This is a genomic window from Glutamicibacter ardleyensis (genome assembly GCF_014644555.1).
GTDB lineage: Bacteria > Actinomycetota > Actinomycetes > Actinomycetales > Micrococcaceae > Glutamicibacter > Glutamicibacter bergerei.
This window is the reverse complement of the sequence record NZ_BMKX01000001.1, coordinates 1-15,426: the sequence shown is the minus strand read 5'-3', so window position 1 is coordinate 15,426 and position 15,426 is coordinate 1. Positions and strand designations below refer to the sequence as shown.

14 protein-coding genes and 1 riboswitch are annotated in these 15,426 nt (G+C 56.3%); of the genes, 8 read left to right on the top strand and 6 right to left on the bottom strand.

Going from position 1 to position 15,426, the window contains the following annotated elements; genetic code table 11:
- The first annotated feature begins 8 nt into the window (after positions 1-8).
- From IEX04_RS00070 to mnhG, 3 genes are read left to right on the top strand one after another with little or no spacing between them, the layout of a single operon-like run.
- Complete coding sequence (locus tag IEX04_RS00070; RefSeq protein ID WP_188682780.1) at positions 9-641, top strand: Na+/H+ antiporter subunit E; 633 nt, start codon at positions 9-11, stop codon at positions 639-641.
- Entirely contained in the window at positions 638-904 is a 267-nt protein-coding gene (locus tag IEX04_RS00065) for an MrpF/PhaF family protein (RefSeq protein ID WP_096255500.1), read from the top strand. Before IEX04_RS00070 ends, IEX04_RS00065 begins: the two co-directional genes overlap by 4 nt.
- Entirely contained in the window at positions 904-1,317 is a 414-nt protein-coding gene (mnhG, locus tag IEX04_RS00060; protein WP_188682778.1) for a monovalent cation/H(+) antiporter subunit G, read from the top strand. Before IEX04_RS00065 ends, mnhG begins: the two co-directional genes overlap by 1 nt.
- A 62-nt stretch (positions 1,318-1,379) precedes the next feature.
- Here mnhG and IEX04_RS00055 read toward each other — a convergent pair whose 3' ends face one another.
- Positions 1,380-1,631 carry a DUF4235 domain-containing protein gene (locus tag IEX04_RS00055; RefSeq protein WP_188682776.1) on the bottom strand — a complete coding sequence of 84 codons (252 nt, stop codon included), beginning with the start codon at positions 1,629-1,631 and terminating at the stop codon, positions 1,380-1,382.
- A 74-nt stretch (positions 1,632-1,705) separates the two neighbouring features.
- Positions 1,706-1,824: riboswitch (TPP riboswitch) on the top strand.
- 71 nt (positions 1,825-1,895) lie between these two features.
- On the opposite strand from IEX04_RS00055, the gene IEX04_RS00050 reads away from it, so the two are divergent.
- Together IEX04_RS00050 and IEX04_RS00045 are read left to right on the top strand one after the other, a co-directional pair.
- A complete protein-coding gene (locus IEX04_RS00050) occupies positions 1,896-2,513 on the top strand; it encodes an ECF transporter S component (protein WP_188682774.1) in 618 nt (205 codons plus the stop codon).
- A complete protein-coding gene (locus tag IEX04_RS00045; RefSeq protein WP_382344102.1) occupies positions 2,506-4,851 on the top strand; it encodes an ATP-binding cassette domain-containing protein in 2,346 nt (781 codons plus the stop codon). The genes IEX04_RS00050 and IEX04_RS00045 overlap by 8 nt, the downstream gene beginning before the upstream one ends.
- Here the strand turns inward: IEX04_RS00045 and IEX04_RS00040 are convergent.
- Entirely contained in the window at positions 4,848-5,723 is an 876-nt protein-coding gene (locus IEX04_RS00040; protein WP_096254251.1) for an aminodeoxychorismate lyase, read from the bottom strand. The genes IEX04_RS00045 and IEX04_RS00040 overlap by 4 nt on opposite strands.
- A 179-nt stretch (positions 5,724-5,902) precedes the next feature.
- On the opposite strand from IEX04_RS00040, the gene cls reads away from it, so the two are divergent.
- Complete coding sequence (gene cls / locus IEX04_RS00035; protein ID WP_229676915.1) at positions 5,903-7,378, top strand: cardiolipin synthase; 1,476 nt, start codon at positions 5,903-5,905, stop codon at positions 7,376-7,378.
- 7 nt (positions 7,379-7,385) lie between these two features.
- On the opposite strand, the gene IEX04_RS00030 is transcribed toward cls, so the two are convergent.
- The 4 genes from IEX04_RS00030 to IEX04_RS00015 all read right to left on the bottom strand — a co-directional run bounded on the left by IEX04_RS00030 (position 7,386) and on the right by IEX04_RS00015 (position 11,245).
- Entirely contained in the window at positions 7,386-9,398 is a 2,013-nt protein-coding gene (locus IEX04_RS00030) for a chorismate-binding protein (RefSeq protein WP_181148013.1), read from the bottom strand.
- Positions 9,385-9,894, bottom strand: a complete 510-nt coding sequence (locus IEX04_RS00025; RefSeq protein WP_188682764.1) for a low molecular weight protein-tyrosine-phosphatase — start codon at positions 9,892-9,894, stop codon at positions 9,385-9,387. The genes IEX04_RS00030 and IEX04_RS00025 overlap by 14 nt, the downstream gene beginning before the upstream one ends.
- A gap of 217 nt (positions 9,895-10,111) precedes the next feature.
- On the bottom strand, positions 10,112-10,735 hold the full coding sequence (locus IEX04_RS00020; protein WP_096254255.1) for a LysE family transporter: 624 nt from the start codon (positions 10,733-10,735) through the stop codon (positions 10,112-10,114).
- 9 nt (positions 10,736-10,744) lie between these two features.
- Entirely contained in the window at positions 10,745-11,245 is a 501-nt protein-coding gene (locus IEX04_RS00015) for a MarR family winged helix-turn-helix transcriptional regulator (protein WP_096254256.1), read from the bottom strand.
- A 115-nt stretch (positions 11,246-11,360) separates the two neighbouring features.
- Here IEX04_RS00015 and IEX04_RS00010 point away from each other — a divergent pair, with 115 nt between their 5' ends.
- The gene (locus IEX04_RS00010) at positions 11,361-13,514 is read left to right on the top strand and encodes an MMPL family transporter (RefSeq protein ID WP_229676914.1); all 2,154 of its coding nucleotides are present in this window, start codon (positions 11,361-11,363) and stop codon (positions 13,512-13,514) included.
- Positions 13,515-13,765: 251 nt separating this feature from the next.
- Positions 13,766-15,331 (top strand): DEAD/DEAH box helicase, encoded by a 1,566-nt coding sequence (locus IEX04_RS00005; protein WP_188682762.1) that lies wholly within the window; start codon positions 13,766-13,768, stop codon positions 15,329-15,331.
- Positions 15,332-15,426: the final 95 nt, after the last annotated feature.

The window sequence follows — 15,426 nt, the reverse complement described above, 5'->3', positions numbered from 1 at the left end:
GCGCAGACATGCAACCTAAGGACCTCACGCCTCGCGATCAGCGCATCGATGATGCGCTGGATACCGCTGGCGTCCGGCACCGCGCCACCTTTAAGCAGGAATGGCCGCTGCTCTTGCTGTTGATCTTCGTGTGGGGCGCGCTGTGGCAAGATTTCTCCGTAGGCAACCTGCTCTTCGGTGCGATCTTGTCAATCATCATCGTGAACCTGTTCCCGCTGCCCCCGGTAGTTCTGCCAGGACGAATCAACCTCTGGTATTGCTTGAAGCTGTTCATCTGGTTTATCGGTCAGGTTTTTGCGGCCAGCGTTCACGTGGCGTGGGTTGCCGTGGCACGTGGCAGAAAGGCGCGCAGCGCACTCATCGCGGTCCCTTTGCGTACCGAATCAGACTTGATTGTGATGACCGTAGGACACGTGCTGACCCTCATTCCAGGCTCTTTCGTAGTCGATGTGGACCGCAGCAGCTCAACGCTGTACCTGCACTACCTTGACGTGAATAGTGACGCGGAAGTGGAAAAAGCGCGAGCTGGTATCCGCGATATTGAACGCCGGCTGATCATGGCCATCGGCAGTCCCGACGAATATGAAGCAATCAAAGCCGAAGAAGGCCCGGATTTTTCCGCTAGGAGGCCAGCTAAATGATTGAAACTGCGGTATGGATTGGTGGAGTCATGTTGGCTCTGGCCTCGATTGCCTGCCTATGGCGCGTCTTCAAGGGTCCATCGATTCTTGATCGAGTGCTGGCCTTGGACGTGATCTTGCTGATCATTTCCAGCGCGTTGTGCCTAGACATGGCCATCAACCGCCATACGGATTATCTGCTGTTCGTGGTGGTGGCGTGCACACTGGGGTTCATCGGTTCGGTGACGGTCTCCCGCTTCGTCTCGGATCAGAGGAACGCCTGATGGACTTCTTCTTAGAGATTGTTGTTGCAGTGTTGCTCGTGGTGGGTTCGCTGATGTCGCTGATCGCCGGAATTGGTTTGATCACCTTCCCGGATCTGCTCTCGCGCATGCACGCGGCGACCAAACCACAAGTGCTCGGATTCTTGCTGTTGTTTGCCGGGCTGGCCATTCACCTGCGTAGTTGGATTCTGGTTCCGGTCTTGGTGCTGGCTTGGGGATTGCAGTTGCTCACCGCACCGGTTTCGGCACATATGATTGGTCGCGCCGGATATCGCACCAAGCACGTTGCCAAAGAAACATTACATGTCGATGAATTAAAAAAGGTGATCAGCAAGCATTCCGAAGCAACCGGAAATACCGGGGCCGTGAGGAAAATTGAAGGCTCCAAAGCGGACGAGAATGAAAAGCCGTAAACAAGACTAAATAGTTGTGGGGCGGTCCGAAAGGCCCGCCCCACAACTATAAGTACACAAAATTACTTGCTGAACCTGGAGATCGCTTTGTTCGTTCCGCGTTCGGCGAGCACCTGGAGAATTGCTGCGACTGCTGCGGAAAAGACCGCGAAGGCTAGCGCTTGACGCATCGAAGCTTCGGCGGCTTCTTCACTGCCTTTACGAGGGGCCGCATTTCCGGTGAATCCCTGCCATACCTTGTCAATGAGCTTACTTCCGAGCATTCCTGCACCCATAGAAATTCCAAGGGTAATGAGCTTCTGAACTGCATTCATGTGGTCCTCGCATTCGTGTATTGGGGATTCGTTCTGTAACCCAGCATACCTGCGGTATGGTGGGTGAGCAGTAATCATTCCGACAGGGGAGCGTCATGCCGTTCGCGGCGCCAGACGCTGAGAGTGCGATAGATCGCAGACCCTCGAACCTGCTCCGGTTAGTACCGGCGAAGGAAGTCGAGCATCTCGGATGCGGACTCGGGTGCGCCATCAAACGCCAACGAATCCGTACATCTCCCCTCCTGACACAGGAGGACCAACCTTATGAACGTTGCACCAGCAACAACTCGCGCGCAATGGCGCGTGGTAGACATTGTCGTAGCTTCAGTCATCGCTGTAGCCTCGGGCGTCATCTTTTGGGCGTGGAACGCAGGCTACGGATTTGTCAGTCTCGCATTTGTTGCCTTCCCACCAGCCAGCGCTTTTCTTTCAGGCATGTGGCTTTTCCCAGCAGTGCTCGGTGCGCTGATCATCCGTAAACCCGGTGCCGCACTGTACTGCGAACTTCTGGCAGCCATCATTTCGGCATTGCTGGGATCCCAGTGGGGACTGGGCGTACTGATCTCGGGCGCCATTCAGGGACTGGGCGCCGAGCTTATTTTTGCTGCATTCAGGTACCGCCGCTGGAATCTGCCTGTCGCATTGCTCGCCGGCTTCATGACCGGTATTTTCGGTGGAATCGGTGAAGCCTACCTGATGGGCTACTTCGCGGAATACACCGAAGCGATGAAACTGTTCCACGTAGTTGCCACCGGTATTTCCGGTCTGATCATTGCCGGGCTGCTGACGTGGCTAGCCACGCGCGCCTTGGCAAAAACCGGTGCGCTGGGCGCCTTGACCAGCCGCTCAGCGCATCTGGAAAGTCCGTGGGGACGTGCCTGAAGTGAGTAACGCCAGCGCGGCCCGCACTGCCGAACGTACTTCCAAGCGGGGACTAGAAATTCTTGCCACCGATTTTGGTTGGCATCACGCAGAACGTGAAGTGCCAGCCTTGCAAGGATTGAACGTTCGGATTCCGGCGGGCCAGAAAGTGCTACTTCTTGGTGCCTCTGGCGCCGGAAAATCCACGTTGCTGCACGCCTTGGCCGGGGTGCTGGAAGCCGACGAACGCCAAATTTCTACCGGTGAGCTACGGATCCAAAAGCAAGATGCTTTTGCCCGGACATTCCCGGTGGGTCTCATGCAGCAAGATCCCGAGACCCAAATTGTGCAGAGCCGCGTCGGTGACGACGTCGCCTTTGGTGCGGAGAACCTTGGCATTGCACCAGAAATCATCCGGGCCAGAATCCCACAGGTACTCAAAGAGGTAGGCCTTGGAGACCTAGATTTGGGGCACCGCACCCAGGAGCTTTCCGGAGGTCAAAAGCAACGCCTTGCCCTGGCTGGAATCCTGGCGATGAATCCGGGGCTGATGCTGCTCGATGAGCCGACCGCAAATATTGACCCAGCAGGTATCGAACCGTTGCGAGATGCAGTACTCGCCGCGGCAGAATCTACCGGGGCAACACTGATCGTGGTGGAGCACCGTCTGCAAGCGTGGGCCAAGCATGTGGATCGAGTCCTGGTGCTTGCCCCGGGTGGAGGAATTCTTCATGACCTCAATCCGCAGGCATTATTCGATGATGAAAAAATACGTCGTGAGTTGGCCGCCTCGGGTATCTGGGTTCCAGGCTTTGTCCCAGTGACCGAACCGGTGGGTACGAGCCCAGGCGCACAGTTACTGACCGCGGCTGAAATGCAAGTATCGCGCAGCGTCCGTGCGGTACGAACCCGACCGATAGACCTGGAACTGCGCGCTTCCCGGGCGCTGGTGGTGCTCGGTGAAAATGGTGCAGGTAAATCCACCTTGGCGTTGACCTTAGGCGGATTGCTTGAGCCTGCTTCCGGAACGCTTGAAGCAAGTGCGCAGCTGTCCCAAGGGCAGGGAAGTGAACCGTTTAGCTGGCGAGCAGGGGTGCTGGTGGGCAGAATCGGGACTGTATTCCAAGAGCCCGAACATCAATTTGTCACCCAAAGTGTTCGAGAAGAACTAGCTTTTGCACCGACACGGGCACGGCTAGCGGGCAGTCAACAGGATCAGTTTGATTCCCAGGCGGTGGAACGACGGGTAGAGGAGTTGCTTGAACGCTTGGGGCTAACGGCGCTGGCAGATGCTAATCCGTTCACGCTCTCTGGCGGTGAAAAGCGCAGATTATCTGTTGCCACGGTACTTGCAGCCTCACCCGATGTGCTCATCCTAGATGAGCCCACCTTTGGCCAAGATGCCAATACGTGGCTGGAACTAGCAACTATTCTCATCGAAGAGTTGCGCTCGGGCACCAGCGTGGTGGCGGTGACTCACGACGCGGATTTTGCCCGTGCTCTAGAAGCGTCGGCACTGCATCTGACTCGTGAGGCTGATAATGCTGGGCGTCGAATCGCTGTGCAGGGTCCAATGCTTGATGCTCCCTTGGGGCGCAGCTGGCTGACAAAGATCAACCCACTGGCCAAGCTTGGAGCCGTTGCGGCTGCAACCTTGCCATTAATCTCTACCATCGACTGGGTCTCGGCCTGTGTCATTATTGGTGCCACACTGCTCGCGCTCCCGCTGGCGGGCTTGAGCGTGGGACGCTTCCTGCGCCGAAGCTGGCCACTGATTATCGCTGGGGCCTTGGCCGCGTGGGGGATCGCCTTGGTGGGTGAGGACTCCGGGGCCACACTGATTAGTCTAGGAATTCTTAGCATTAGCGAAGGATCGGTGAATGCCGGAATCGCCACCGGGTTACGTGCCATGGCCTTAGCCGTACCCACGGTCCTGCTACTGAGTTCCACCAATCCCAGCGATCTTGGCGGGGCCTTGGCTCAGCAGCTGAAGGTGCCGCACCGCTTCGTCTTGGGTGCACTTGCAGGCATGCGATTGCTAGGTTTACTCGTGGAAGAATTTACCACCCTCACCTTGGCGCGCAGGGCGCGCGGAGTGGGAGACCTACGCTCACCGATACAACGGGTGAAAGCCAAACTTGGCCAGGTATTGGCATTGCTTGTCCAAGCGTTGCGCCGCGCAGGAAGGCTCGCAGTGACTATGGAAGCCAAAGGTTTTGGTACCGGAACGCGCACCTGGGTACGCAGTGCAACCTTCACCTTGCGTGATGCAGCGGTGCTGACAGTTGGTATTTTGCTTGGCTCGGCGGCCATCGGTGCAGCCCTGTGGGCGGGCACCTTCAACCTAGTGTGGACCTAACGAATTGAATCGCTCAGGTCGCTGAGCTCCGCATGGAGCTCAGCGTCCAAGCGCAGCGGTTTGGCATCGATGGTGTGTACCGGCGTGAGCAGGCGTACCGAGGAAACCAACCAGACGCCATCAGCGTTGTAGAGGTCCTCGGGGCGCAACGGACCGTAGCCCAGTTCCCAGCCGTATTGTTCGGCTGCGTCAAAGATTGCGCTCTGCGTGGTCCCCGGCAAAATACCGGTTTCAAGCATCGGGGTGATCAATCGTTTGGTGTCGCCGTCGCGTTGCGCCAGCAAGACCGTAGACGTTGGGCCTTCGAGAACTACACCATCTGAAGAAGTGAAAATTACGTCTTGAGCGCCGTGTTTCTGCGCGAAGCGCAAGGCCGCCATATTCACTGCATAAGACAGGGTTTTGGCACCCATCAACAGCCATGGGGCGCGTTCGGCAATTTTTGAGTCGTAGCCACGATCCAACAGCAGGACGTCGATTCCTGTTTCGCGCTGGTCTTTACCAAGCTGTGGTGCTGGTGAAACAGTCACCCAGCAAAGAGCCTGTTCGGCATCCGTGGAGCCTCGCGAAACAACGAGTTTCACTACGGCTTCTTCGGCGCCGCCGTCGGCATCAAAATCGGCGACGGCCGTATCAATGGCCGAACGCCAGCGGTGTTCATCGGGGATGACCAAATCACAGGTTTCGGCCGAGATAGCCAAGCGGGCCAAATGCGCTTCCATTTTGCGCACTGCCTGGTTGGTGTAAAGCATCGACTCAAACACACCGTCTCCGCGTGTCACGCCCTGGGCGGTTACTGGAAGTTGGGGTGCATTAATATCTGCTAGACGTCCGGCAGGATATGCCGGATCTAGGAATACGAGTGAGCTCATAGTTAAAGATTATCGAAACTTTACTGTTCTACGCGCCATCAAAGGCTCCAAGGACGAACAAGTCGCTCACAGGACGATAGTCTAAGCAGAGAGTTTGAGGACTTGACCGCGCAAAACACGTGAAAGTCATGAAGAAATAAAGAACGGGACGTGTCTGAATGTTGCCTAGTGGCGAATTTATGCTTCATCTGGGGGCAGTGCTCTGGCCAGTTGCCGTCACTATCGACATTATTTTGCGCTTCGTGATGATTGGCATCGTCCCGGGAAACCGCCGACCTACCACCGCCATGGCATGGCTGTTGGCAATTTATTTCATCCCTGTGGCAGGACTGGTTGCGTACCTGTTATTCGCTAACCCACGTTTATCCCGGCGGCGTTTAGAAAAACAAGCTCGCGCAAACGAAAGCATTACCAACGCCACTTCCCATATGAAACTTCCTGAGGAGTTTCACTCCTCGGAGGAATGGGTGGAATCGGTCGTGGTGCTCAACCGCAAACTCGGTGCATTTCCACTTGATGGTGGAAACAAAATTGAGGTGCTTTCCAATTACAAAGCATCTTTGGAAGCAATGCGAGAGGCCATTGAAAAAGCCCAGCGTTACGTCCATATCCAGTTCTACATCATGGGTGATGATGAAGAATATGTTGGTCCGGTGCTTGACGCCTTGGAAGCTGCAGCTCGGCGCGGTGTCAACGTCAGACTGCTTTTTGACCACCTGGGCACCTTACGTGTCTCCGGCTACCGTGACCTGAAAAAACGGTTGCGCGCCTCAGATATCGAATGGCGGGCCATGCTCCCCATTGATCCTATTGGCAGACGCTGGAGGCGTCCGGACTTGCGCAACCACCGCAAGATCTTGGTGGTAGATGGTGTCATGGCCTTCACCGGCAGTCAGAACCTCATTGAACCGGGTTACAAGCGCGAGTCCTCACACAACCTTGGCCGGGAATGGGTCGAGATGATGATCCGGGTTGAAGGTCCGCTGGTACGTAGTTTGGATGTCACCTTTGCCACTGACTGGTGGCAGGAAGATGACACCACCGACGTCCTGTCGGATCTGACCGAAGCTTCACACCCGCTGTCCTTGGCAGATCAGCCCGGAACTACGCTGGCGCAAGTTTTGCCCAGCGGTCCAGGTTATGAATCTGAAAACAACCTACGACTGTTCAACACGTTGATGTACTCGGCTACCGAACGGTTGAACATCACTAGCCCATACTTTGTGCCTGATGATTCGCTGCTTTATGCCATCACCACCGCCGCGCAACGTGGGTTGGAAGTGAACTTGTATGTCTGCGAAAAGGGAGACCAGTTCCTAGTCCACCACGCGCAACAGTCTTACTACCAGCAACTATTGCAGGCCGGGGTCCGGATCTACCGTTACCCGGCGCCGATGGTGCTGCACACCAAGTGCTTCACCGCTGATGACGATGTTGCGGTGGTTGGTTCATCAAATATGGATATGCGTTCATTTAGTTTGAACATGGAAATCTCAGTGATGATGCTTGGCCCGGAAATGGTGAACGCGGTCAATGAAGTTCAAGATCAATACCGTGAGATCTCTTCGGAGCTGACCTTAAGCGAGTGGCGTCGCCGTCCGCGCTTACAGCGCTGGATCGATAACGTCTGCCGGTTGAGTGCAACCTTGCAATAGCGAACGCTTAAGGACGCAACGGGAAGTGTGCGCCTAATGCGCGCAGCACGCCCACAGACTTGGTGATCACTTCCTCCCATTCCTCGTGAGGTTGTGAATCCGCGGTAATTGCACCGCCTAAGCCAAGGCTCAAATCCCAACCGCCGCCTGCAATCCGGTCACAGACCAAGGTGCGGATCACCACCGAAAAATCTGCTGAGCCGTTGTAACCGAGGTATCCCACGGAGCCGGAGTAGAGGCCCCGCGGGCGTTGGCCTTCAAGGTTGTCTAAGATTTCCATGCTCGAAAGCTTGGGTGCGCCGGTCATTGAGCCCGGGGGAAATGCTTCGCGTAAAGCCAAGGCTGCATCACGCCGGTCTCGAAGCGTGGCATCAATGGTGGACACCATTTGATGTACCGTCGAATACGTTTCCACCGCGCATAGCCGTTTGACCTCTACCGAACCGGGAATCGCATAATGCGAAAGGTCGTTGCGCAATAGGTCAACGATCATAATGTTTTCGGCACGGTCTTTGGGATGTGTGGCAAGGTCATGAGCCAAAGCAAAATCTTCGTCTTCGTCCCGGCCACGTGGACGGGTCCCCTTGATTGGCTCGGCGCGAAGGTGGCCGGAGGAATCTAAACTTAAGAATCTTTCCGGAGAGATACTTGCAACTTCCAGTGTGTCCATGCGCAGGTAGTGGGCGAAGGGCGCCGGGCTGGACTCGCGCATTGCACAGTACGCCTCAAAGGGTGAAAATTCTGGCGTCTGTGCCGTCAAAACCGTAGTGAGGCAGGCTTCGTAGGTGTTGCCCTCAAAAATTTGTTGTTGCACCGCCCGGACTTTTTGCTGGTATCCGCTGGCCGAATCGGCGCATTCGAAGCTCAACGGAGGTAAGGGTACACAGTGCCGGGAGCCAGCGGTGTCCAGGGCATTGATCAGCTCTCGGAGCTCTGGTACTCGAAGGGTTGGGCAATGCAGCATTAAGCGATTCAAACGGTGGTCCACCACTAGGACGGTGTCCGGGCAAAAGAACTGAGCATCGGGGCGAATGGTGGCGTCACTAAGCTGGACGCTGCGATCTTTCGCTCCCACTTCGCGGTTGAGTTCATAGCCTAGATAGCCCACCCATTGAGGCATCGGATAATCACCGCCGACATCTGCGTGCTGGGGCCAGAGGTGATGCAGGGCAGTAAAGAACTGCTCATTAAGACGCACGGTGCTGCCGCCAACGGACACGGTGGTTCCGGAGGCATCATTGGTGAGTGTGGCCGCTGCCGGATCCAGTGCCAGGGCGAGCACAGAGTATCTATTACGATCTAAAGGATCAGTGAGTTTATGGCTCGTTGACTCCAACAACGCGGCTTTTGGCAGTCCTTGGGCTAGCGACTCGAATAAAGCAGCCACATCCTGCGGAGCCTTAAAAGTTTGTTGTAGCTCAGGTGCCTGTACCGCTTCTTCACGCGGCAGCAATTGTTGTAATTTTTCGGGAAGGAAGTGGTGCACTGTGCGCAGTTGATGGGCCGGAGTTTGTTCGGCGGCACCGTCCAAGATGATGGTGGCGTAGGTCTGCGGGGCTTCTGCCTGCAGATATGCAGCCTCTTGGTCAGCCCATCGTGCCCAGTAAGGGCGATATGTTTCGCCGTCACGGGCCAGCGCGCGTTCGCGGCGCAACACGGCAGGGGCCTCAAGCCAGATACTCACGTCGAGGTGTTCACGTGCGGCGGCGCCGGCGGCGCCGACTCCCTCAACAATGACCACTCGACCAGGGGTAAAGGAGGTGAGGGCGCCGAATTGGTTAGTCTCCCAGTCCCAGCTGTGCCAGGAAACTTCGTGGCCCGCTGCCAAATCTGGCAATAGCTTGGAGTAGAGGTCTCGGGCCTGTCCCAATCCATCCCATCCGGGATAAAGATCTTCTAGGTGCAGCACACTAACGGTTTCCTCGGCACCCAGCAGGGTCGCCAAAGCCGCAGCAAATCGTGTTTTGCCCGCTCCGGAACGGCCGTCGAGGGCAATAATATATGGTCTATCGGTTTCCACGAGAGGCGATGTTACTCCGCACATAATCAACGAGGGCTGGCGGGCTGGCAGAAACCATCTTCCAGGTTTCTCTAAAATCTCCGGCATCTCCATACCAAGGGTCATAGACTCCTTGGGTTTCATGAGGTTCGTTAGCCACGGCCGGGTCAAAGGACCGGAACATGCGCAGTTGTGGACGTTCGTTCTGATCTATCTCTGCTAAGTGCGGAACGAGAAATTCGAAGTGGTCGGTATCCATGGCTAGCACTAGATCAACTTGACCAAGCTCATTTTGGGCAATTTGCGTGGCAACGTGTTCCGAAGCGTCAATTCCGTGAGCACGCAACGTGTTCGCGGCACGTGGATCGATCCCGTTGCCGACCTCACCGTCGGTGGTTGCCCTGGAGAAGAGCTCAACCTCTAAGATTCCTGCATCAGCGAGGGCGCCTTTGAGCATGTACTCGGCCATCGGCGAGCGGCAGATATTCCCTGTGCACACGATCATTATCCGGAACATGTCCTCAGTCTAGACACAAGTCGGGCCAACCTTCGAGAGCTACGCGCCCGATTTAAGACTACAAAAAGGCCACGATTTAGTTTAGGTCTGTGAACGAGTGCAGAAATCGGTTTGTCATCTGGTTTATGCGCTGTTCAATCTGCCCTGCGACAAGTGCGGTATTCGTCTAGAAGATGCTCGGCGCGCAACTTTGAAAGCACCAAGCGCAATGGATGATTTAGTGCATGAGGAGCAAAAGTGCGGCGACAAAAATAAAGAGTGTGCCGAAGACTAAATTCAAGATCTTAGCGCCACGCACCGTGGTGGTGAAACGCTGGAAGCTGCGTGCGGTGGCGGCAAAGAAAAACCACATGACGAGAATATCGACCACAATGATCGTACCGATATAGATGGCATACTGCGGGGCCAGTGGTTGGCCCGGTTGGATAAACTGTGGGGTGAAGGCCAGGAAAAACACGATGGCCTTGGGGTTCAGCAGGTTCACCAGAATTCCCCTGCGCACCATTGCCCAGCGGCCCGAGACGCGGGTTTGGGTCGTTGACTCTGAACTGACATCGGGTTTGGAAAGAATCATCCGAACGCCCAAATACACCAGATAGGCTGCGCCTGCGTAGCGCACGGCTGCAAAGATTGCCGGCGAACTGGCGACCAATATTCCCACTCCGGCGGCAACGATGATCACGTGAATGAGCAATGCGATCTGTTGGCCGATAATTCCCCAGATAGCTCCGCGGAAGCCAAGTCGCATGGCGTTGGTCATGGTGTTGATTGCCCCAGCGCCGGGGGTGAAGCTGATGATGATGGAGGCGCCGAGCAGGGAGATCCAAAGTGCAAGTGTCACCAGATTAGCTTAGGCGTTCGGTGTACTACTTTGAGACTTAGTATCGTGCTGTGACGCGGCGTCGACTATCGCACTGTCGACACCTTCGATAATCCGGCCCATAAAATCCGTAATCAGGGCAATCTGTTCAGCGTCGTAATGAGCTATGGCATCAAGCATGTTTTTGCCCAAGGGCATGAACATTTCTCGTCCGCCGGTTCGTGCCTTGTCGGTTAGCGCAATTCGCACCACACGGCGATCCTTATCGGTACGTTGGCGCTCAATGAACCCGATCTTTTCTAAGCGGTCAAGCATGGCGGTGGTCGCAGGCGAACTCAAATGCAGCTCGTGGCTCAGATCCCGAGGTGAGGGTGGGGTGCCTTGTTGCTGGTATTTCATGATGATTGACAGTGCATTCATGTCGGTGCGGTGAGTTCCGTGCAGGGCCCCGGTGGACTCAACGTATCTGTCGCTTGCGTGCGCAAATTCGCGCAGAAGTGCCACGAGCTGATGGGAGGGGTTATTGCTCATAAAAGTTATTGTATATGTAATAGAGTCATTCGATCATAGAGATACTTTCCTGATAAGCTAAATGCGTCGTTAGCTTTCGACTCCCCACTATCTCACCGAGAAAAAGGATTGACCCGTGTCTCACGTGACAAAGCCGCACCGGCCCTCGAAGTTTAAGGGTGCGGGTATTCGAGTAATCGTGTACTCGCTGTTGGTGTTGATCTGGATAGCGATTGCTGGTGTAGGCGGTCCCACCTTCGGCAAACTTTCCGAAGTGCAGACCAATGACCAGGCAGCTTTTCTTCCCGCGACCGCAGAAGCGACCAAAGCGCTGGAATGGCAGAGCAAATTCCGTAGCTCTGACGCAGTCCCTGCAGTGGTGCTGTTTACCAGCGAGAATCAGCTTGACGCTGCTGCGGGGGAACAGTTAGCCAAGGGGTTTGCCGATTATGAATACCTCGATGGGGAGGTCACCGGACCATTCATTTCCGAAGACAAGCGGGCACTGGAACTTCTGGTTCCCGTCAGTGGTGAAGTCAAAGCAAATGTGGGCGTCGAAGAATTACGTAACCTGACCGCACAGCTGACCCCCGAGGGCGCTACCGCCTATGTCACCGGGCCGGCGGGTTTTGCCGCCGACCTGACCGAGGCTTTTGGCGGTATCGACGGGGTGCTACTCGGTGTGGCACTCGTTGCGGTACTGGTCATTTTGCTGTTGGTTTATCGTTCGCTGCTACTGCCGTTCACGGTATTACTCACCTCAGTGGTTGCCCTGTGTGCGGCCATCGTGACCGTCTACTATATGGCTGATGCTGGTTGGATCCGGTTGGATGGGCAATCTCAGGGCATTTTGTCTATCCTGGTCATCGGCGCCGCCACGGATTATTCCTTGCTGTTCGTTGCACGCCATAAGGAAGCCTTGTCCGAAGGACTGGACAAGTTCCAGGCAGTGTCCAAGGCTTGGCGCAGGTCCTTTGAACCGATCGTCGCCTCGGGTGGCACCGTGACCGTTGGCCTGCTGTGTCTGCTCTTCTCGGATCTGAACTCCAATAAAGCATTGGGCCCGATTGGTGCCAGTGGCATTATTTTCTCCATTATTGCCGCCCTAACATTCCTTCCTGCGGCGCTGGGTTTACTCGGACGTGCCGCCTACTGGCCATTTCCGCCGAAGGCCGCAGACCAAGGTGGGCATGCGGCAGTCAAGGAAGGTCTCTGGGGGCGTATCGCGAACTTCGTCGCGGCGCATCCTCGTCCCATCTGGATCTTCACGATCATCCTGCTGGCGGTAGGCGCCTTGGGAGTGACTGGGCTCAAAGCCCATGGAGTGCCGCAAAGTGAACTAGTTATCGGTGGTTCTGAATCCCGTGACGGACAAATTGCCTTAGGTGAGCACTTTCCTGGAGGATCTGGCTCGCCAGCAGTCGCGGTAGTCAACGAGGCTGACGCGGCCACCGTGCTGGAAGACGTCCTAGATGTCACCGGGGTGGATTCTGCTTATCTGCAAGCCGAAGATGGTGGACCGGCAATGGCACAACGCGGCGCAGCGCCGCAGGTGGTCGAAGGTCGTAGCCTGATCTTCATCACCTTGAGTGACGCTGCCGACTCGGACGCTGCCAAGGACACGATCGTTGCACTTCGCGATGCGGTCCACGCGACCGACGCGGAAGCACTAATCGGTGGCACTACGGCGACGCAACTGGATACCGCCGATACGGCACTTGCCGACTTGGCCAAGATCATCCCGTTGACGCTGGGCGCCATTCTGATCATTCTGATGCTGTTACTGCGTTCGGTGCTCGCTCCGGTGCTGCTGATCCTGAGCACCGTGCTTTCCTATGGGACGGCCATGGGCGTCAGCGCACTGGTATTCAACAACGTATTCAAGTTCTCGGGGGCTGATCCGGCCGTACCGTTGTTTGGTTTTGTCTTCTTGGTAGCACTGGGGGTGGACTACAACATCTTCTTGATGACCAGGGTGCGCGAAGAATCGTTGAAGCATGGAACGCGTGAGGGTATGCGTCGTGGCTTGAAGGTTACCGGCGGAGTCATTACCTCGGCAGGTGTGGTGCTGGCAGCAACCTTTGCAGCTTTAGGCGTTGTTCCAATCATGTTCTTGGCGCAGCTTGGGTTCATCGTTGCCTTTGGCGTGCTGCTCGATACATTCATCGTCAGAAGCCTTTTGGTCCCTGCTCTGGTGGAGGAAATTGGACCGAAGGTCTGGTGGCCTTCGAAGCTGGCCAAAGAGCCCGAAGAGACTAAAGAATCTGATTTAGTGTCTGAGATCTCCTGATTTTAGTCGATCTGACGGACTCCGGTACTGCCGGAGTCCGTCATTGGCCTGTAGGATAAAACTGTGCGCACTTCTTAGTGATTCGGTGATTCTCCCGAAAAACTCGGTGCGCATTCGTCGACAGTTTAGATTTCCCCCTTCCGAAGATCTTCACCAGCTGGTGTCTTTTCTTTGCATAGTTGCGGACTTCCTCCTGGCTCGGCGAAACCAAACGCCAAAACCGGCGTGCGAATCAGAGAGAAAGTTTGAGCATGACTGCAACTTTTAGCGCCCTCGGCGTGCCCGAAAACATTGTCAACGTCCTAGCTGACCTTGGCATTGAATCGGCTTTCCCAATTCAGGAAGCCACCCTTCCCTCCACTCTTGCCGGCGGCGACGTCTTGGGCCGTGGACAGACCGGCTCGGGTAAAACCCTTGCCTTCTCCATTCCAATGGTGGCCCGACTGGCTCAGCGTCCACAGCGTCGCAAGGCACGTTTCCCTCGCGCACTGATCATGGCTCCGACCCGCGAATTGGCGACTCAGATCGCCAAGGCCGTGGATCCGCTAGCCGCAGCCTCGGGTTTGCGCACCACCGTAATCTACGGTGGCGTCGCCCAGAGCCGCCAGGAAAAGGCCATGAACGAGGGCGTTGACATTGTCATCGCTTGCCCAGGTCGTCTCGATGACTTGATCAAGCAGAAGGTCGTTGACCTGTCCCAGCTTGAAATCTCGATTCTGGACGAGGCCGACCACATGGCAGATATGGGCTTCTTGCCTGTAGTTCGCCGCATCATGGACCGCATGCCAACCGGCATCCAGCACATGCTCTTCTCGGCCACCTTGGACAACGGTGTGGACAAGGTTGTTAAGCGTTACCTGAGCAACCCAACCATTCACTCGGTTGATGCTCCGGAAGCCGCAGTGAACACCATGGAACACCACGTCTTCGTGATTCCAGCCGATGACAAGAAGGAACTGATCCGCATTTTGGCTCAGGGCACCGGTCGTCGCATCATGTTCATGCGCACCAAGCACCACGCCAAGAAGATGGCAATCGCCCTGTCTAAGGCAGGCGTCCCATCGGTAGACCTACACGGCAACCTGTCGCAGAACGCTCGTGACCGAAACCTAGCTGCCTTCTCCTCGGGTGAGGCTAAGGTTCTTGTTGCCACCGACGTTGCTGCTCGCGGCGTTCACGTTGACGGCGTGGAACTTGTTGTACACGTTGATCCACCGGCAGAACACAAGGCATACACTCACCGCTCGGGCCGTACCGCCCGTGCAGGCTCCAGTGGCACCGTAGTCACCATTTGCACCCCTGATCAGCAGGGCGACGTATCCACCTTGCTTCGCCAGGCTGGTTTGAAGGTTCCTTTTGAGAAGGTCAACCTGAACTCCGCAGTCGTGGCAGATGTTGTCGGCGAAGTGGCCGCACCGGTTGCTTATGTTGCTCCGGCACAGCCAAAGGCATCGCCACGCAAGCGCACCAGCGCTGGCGCCGGTAACGGTTCTTCGCGTGGTGGCAACGGCGGTAATGGTGCTCGCGGTGGCCGTCCAGGTCGCGGCGCTCGTTCCGAAGACGAAGGCCAGCAGAGCTCGAACCGTCGTCCAGCTCGCGGCGGCTCGGCCAACGCGGAACGTCCAGCACGTGGCGGACATTCGGCTAACGCCGAGCGCCCATCGCGCGGCGGGCACAACGCTAACGCGGAACGTCCAAGTGGTGGCAACCGTGCTCCACGTCAGGGTGGACGCGGCGACTCAGCTGGCGCACCAGCTGGCGGCGGTCGTTCACGTGGACCACGTCGTGCATCAAGCCCTGCTACCGGCGGACGGTAAGAACTAGTACGAAAAAGAACCTCCAGACAGCCAAATGAACTGGTCCCCGAAAGTTGGACAAGGTAATTAAAGTCTAGACGGGTCAAGCTGCCAGG

Excerpts from the sequence above, each read along its gene's own strand:
- IEX04_RS00070 (WP_188682780.1), top strand. The coding sequence starts at position 9 with ATGCAACCTAAGGACCTCACGCCTCGCGATCAGCGCATCGATGATGCG.
- IEX04_RS00065 (WP_096255500.1), top strand. The coding sequence starts at position 638 with ATGATTGAAACTGCGGTATGGATTGGTGGAGTCATGTTGGCTCTGGCC.
- mnhG (WP_188682778.1), top strand. The coding sequence starts at position 904 with ATGGACTTCTTCTTAGAGATTGTTGTTGCAGTGTTGCTCGTGGTGGGT.
- IEX04_RS00055 (WP_188682776.1), bottom strand. The coding sequence starts at position 1,631 with ATGAATGCAGTTCAGAAGCTCATTACCCTTGGAATTTCTATGGGTGCA.
- IEX04_RS00050 (WP_188682774.1), top strand. The coding sequence starts at position 1,896 with ATGAACGTTGCACCAGCAACAACTCGCGCGCAATGGCGCGTGGTAGAC.
- IEX04_RS00040 (WP_096254251.1), bottom strand. The coding sequence starts at position 5,723 with ATGAGCTCACTCGTATTCCTAGATCCGGCATATCCTGCCGGACGTCTA.
- cls (WP_229676915.1), top strand. The coding sequence starts at position 5,903 with ATGCTTCATCTGGGGGCAGTGCTCTGGCCAGTTGCCGTCACTATCGAC.
- IEX04_RS00025 (WP_188682764.1), bottom strand. The coding sequence starts at position 9,894 with ATGTTCCGGATAATGATCGTGTGCACAGGGAATATCTGCCGCTCGCCG.
- IEX04_RS00015 (WP_096254256.1), bottom strand. The coding sequence starts at position 11,245 with ATGAGCAATAACCCCTCCCATCAGCTCGTGGCACTTCTGCGCGAATTT.
- IEX04_RS00005 (WP_188682762.1), top strand. The coding sequence starts at position 13,766 with ATGACTGCAACTTTTAGCGCCCTCGGCGTGCCCGAAAACATTGTCAAC.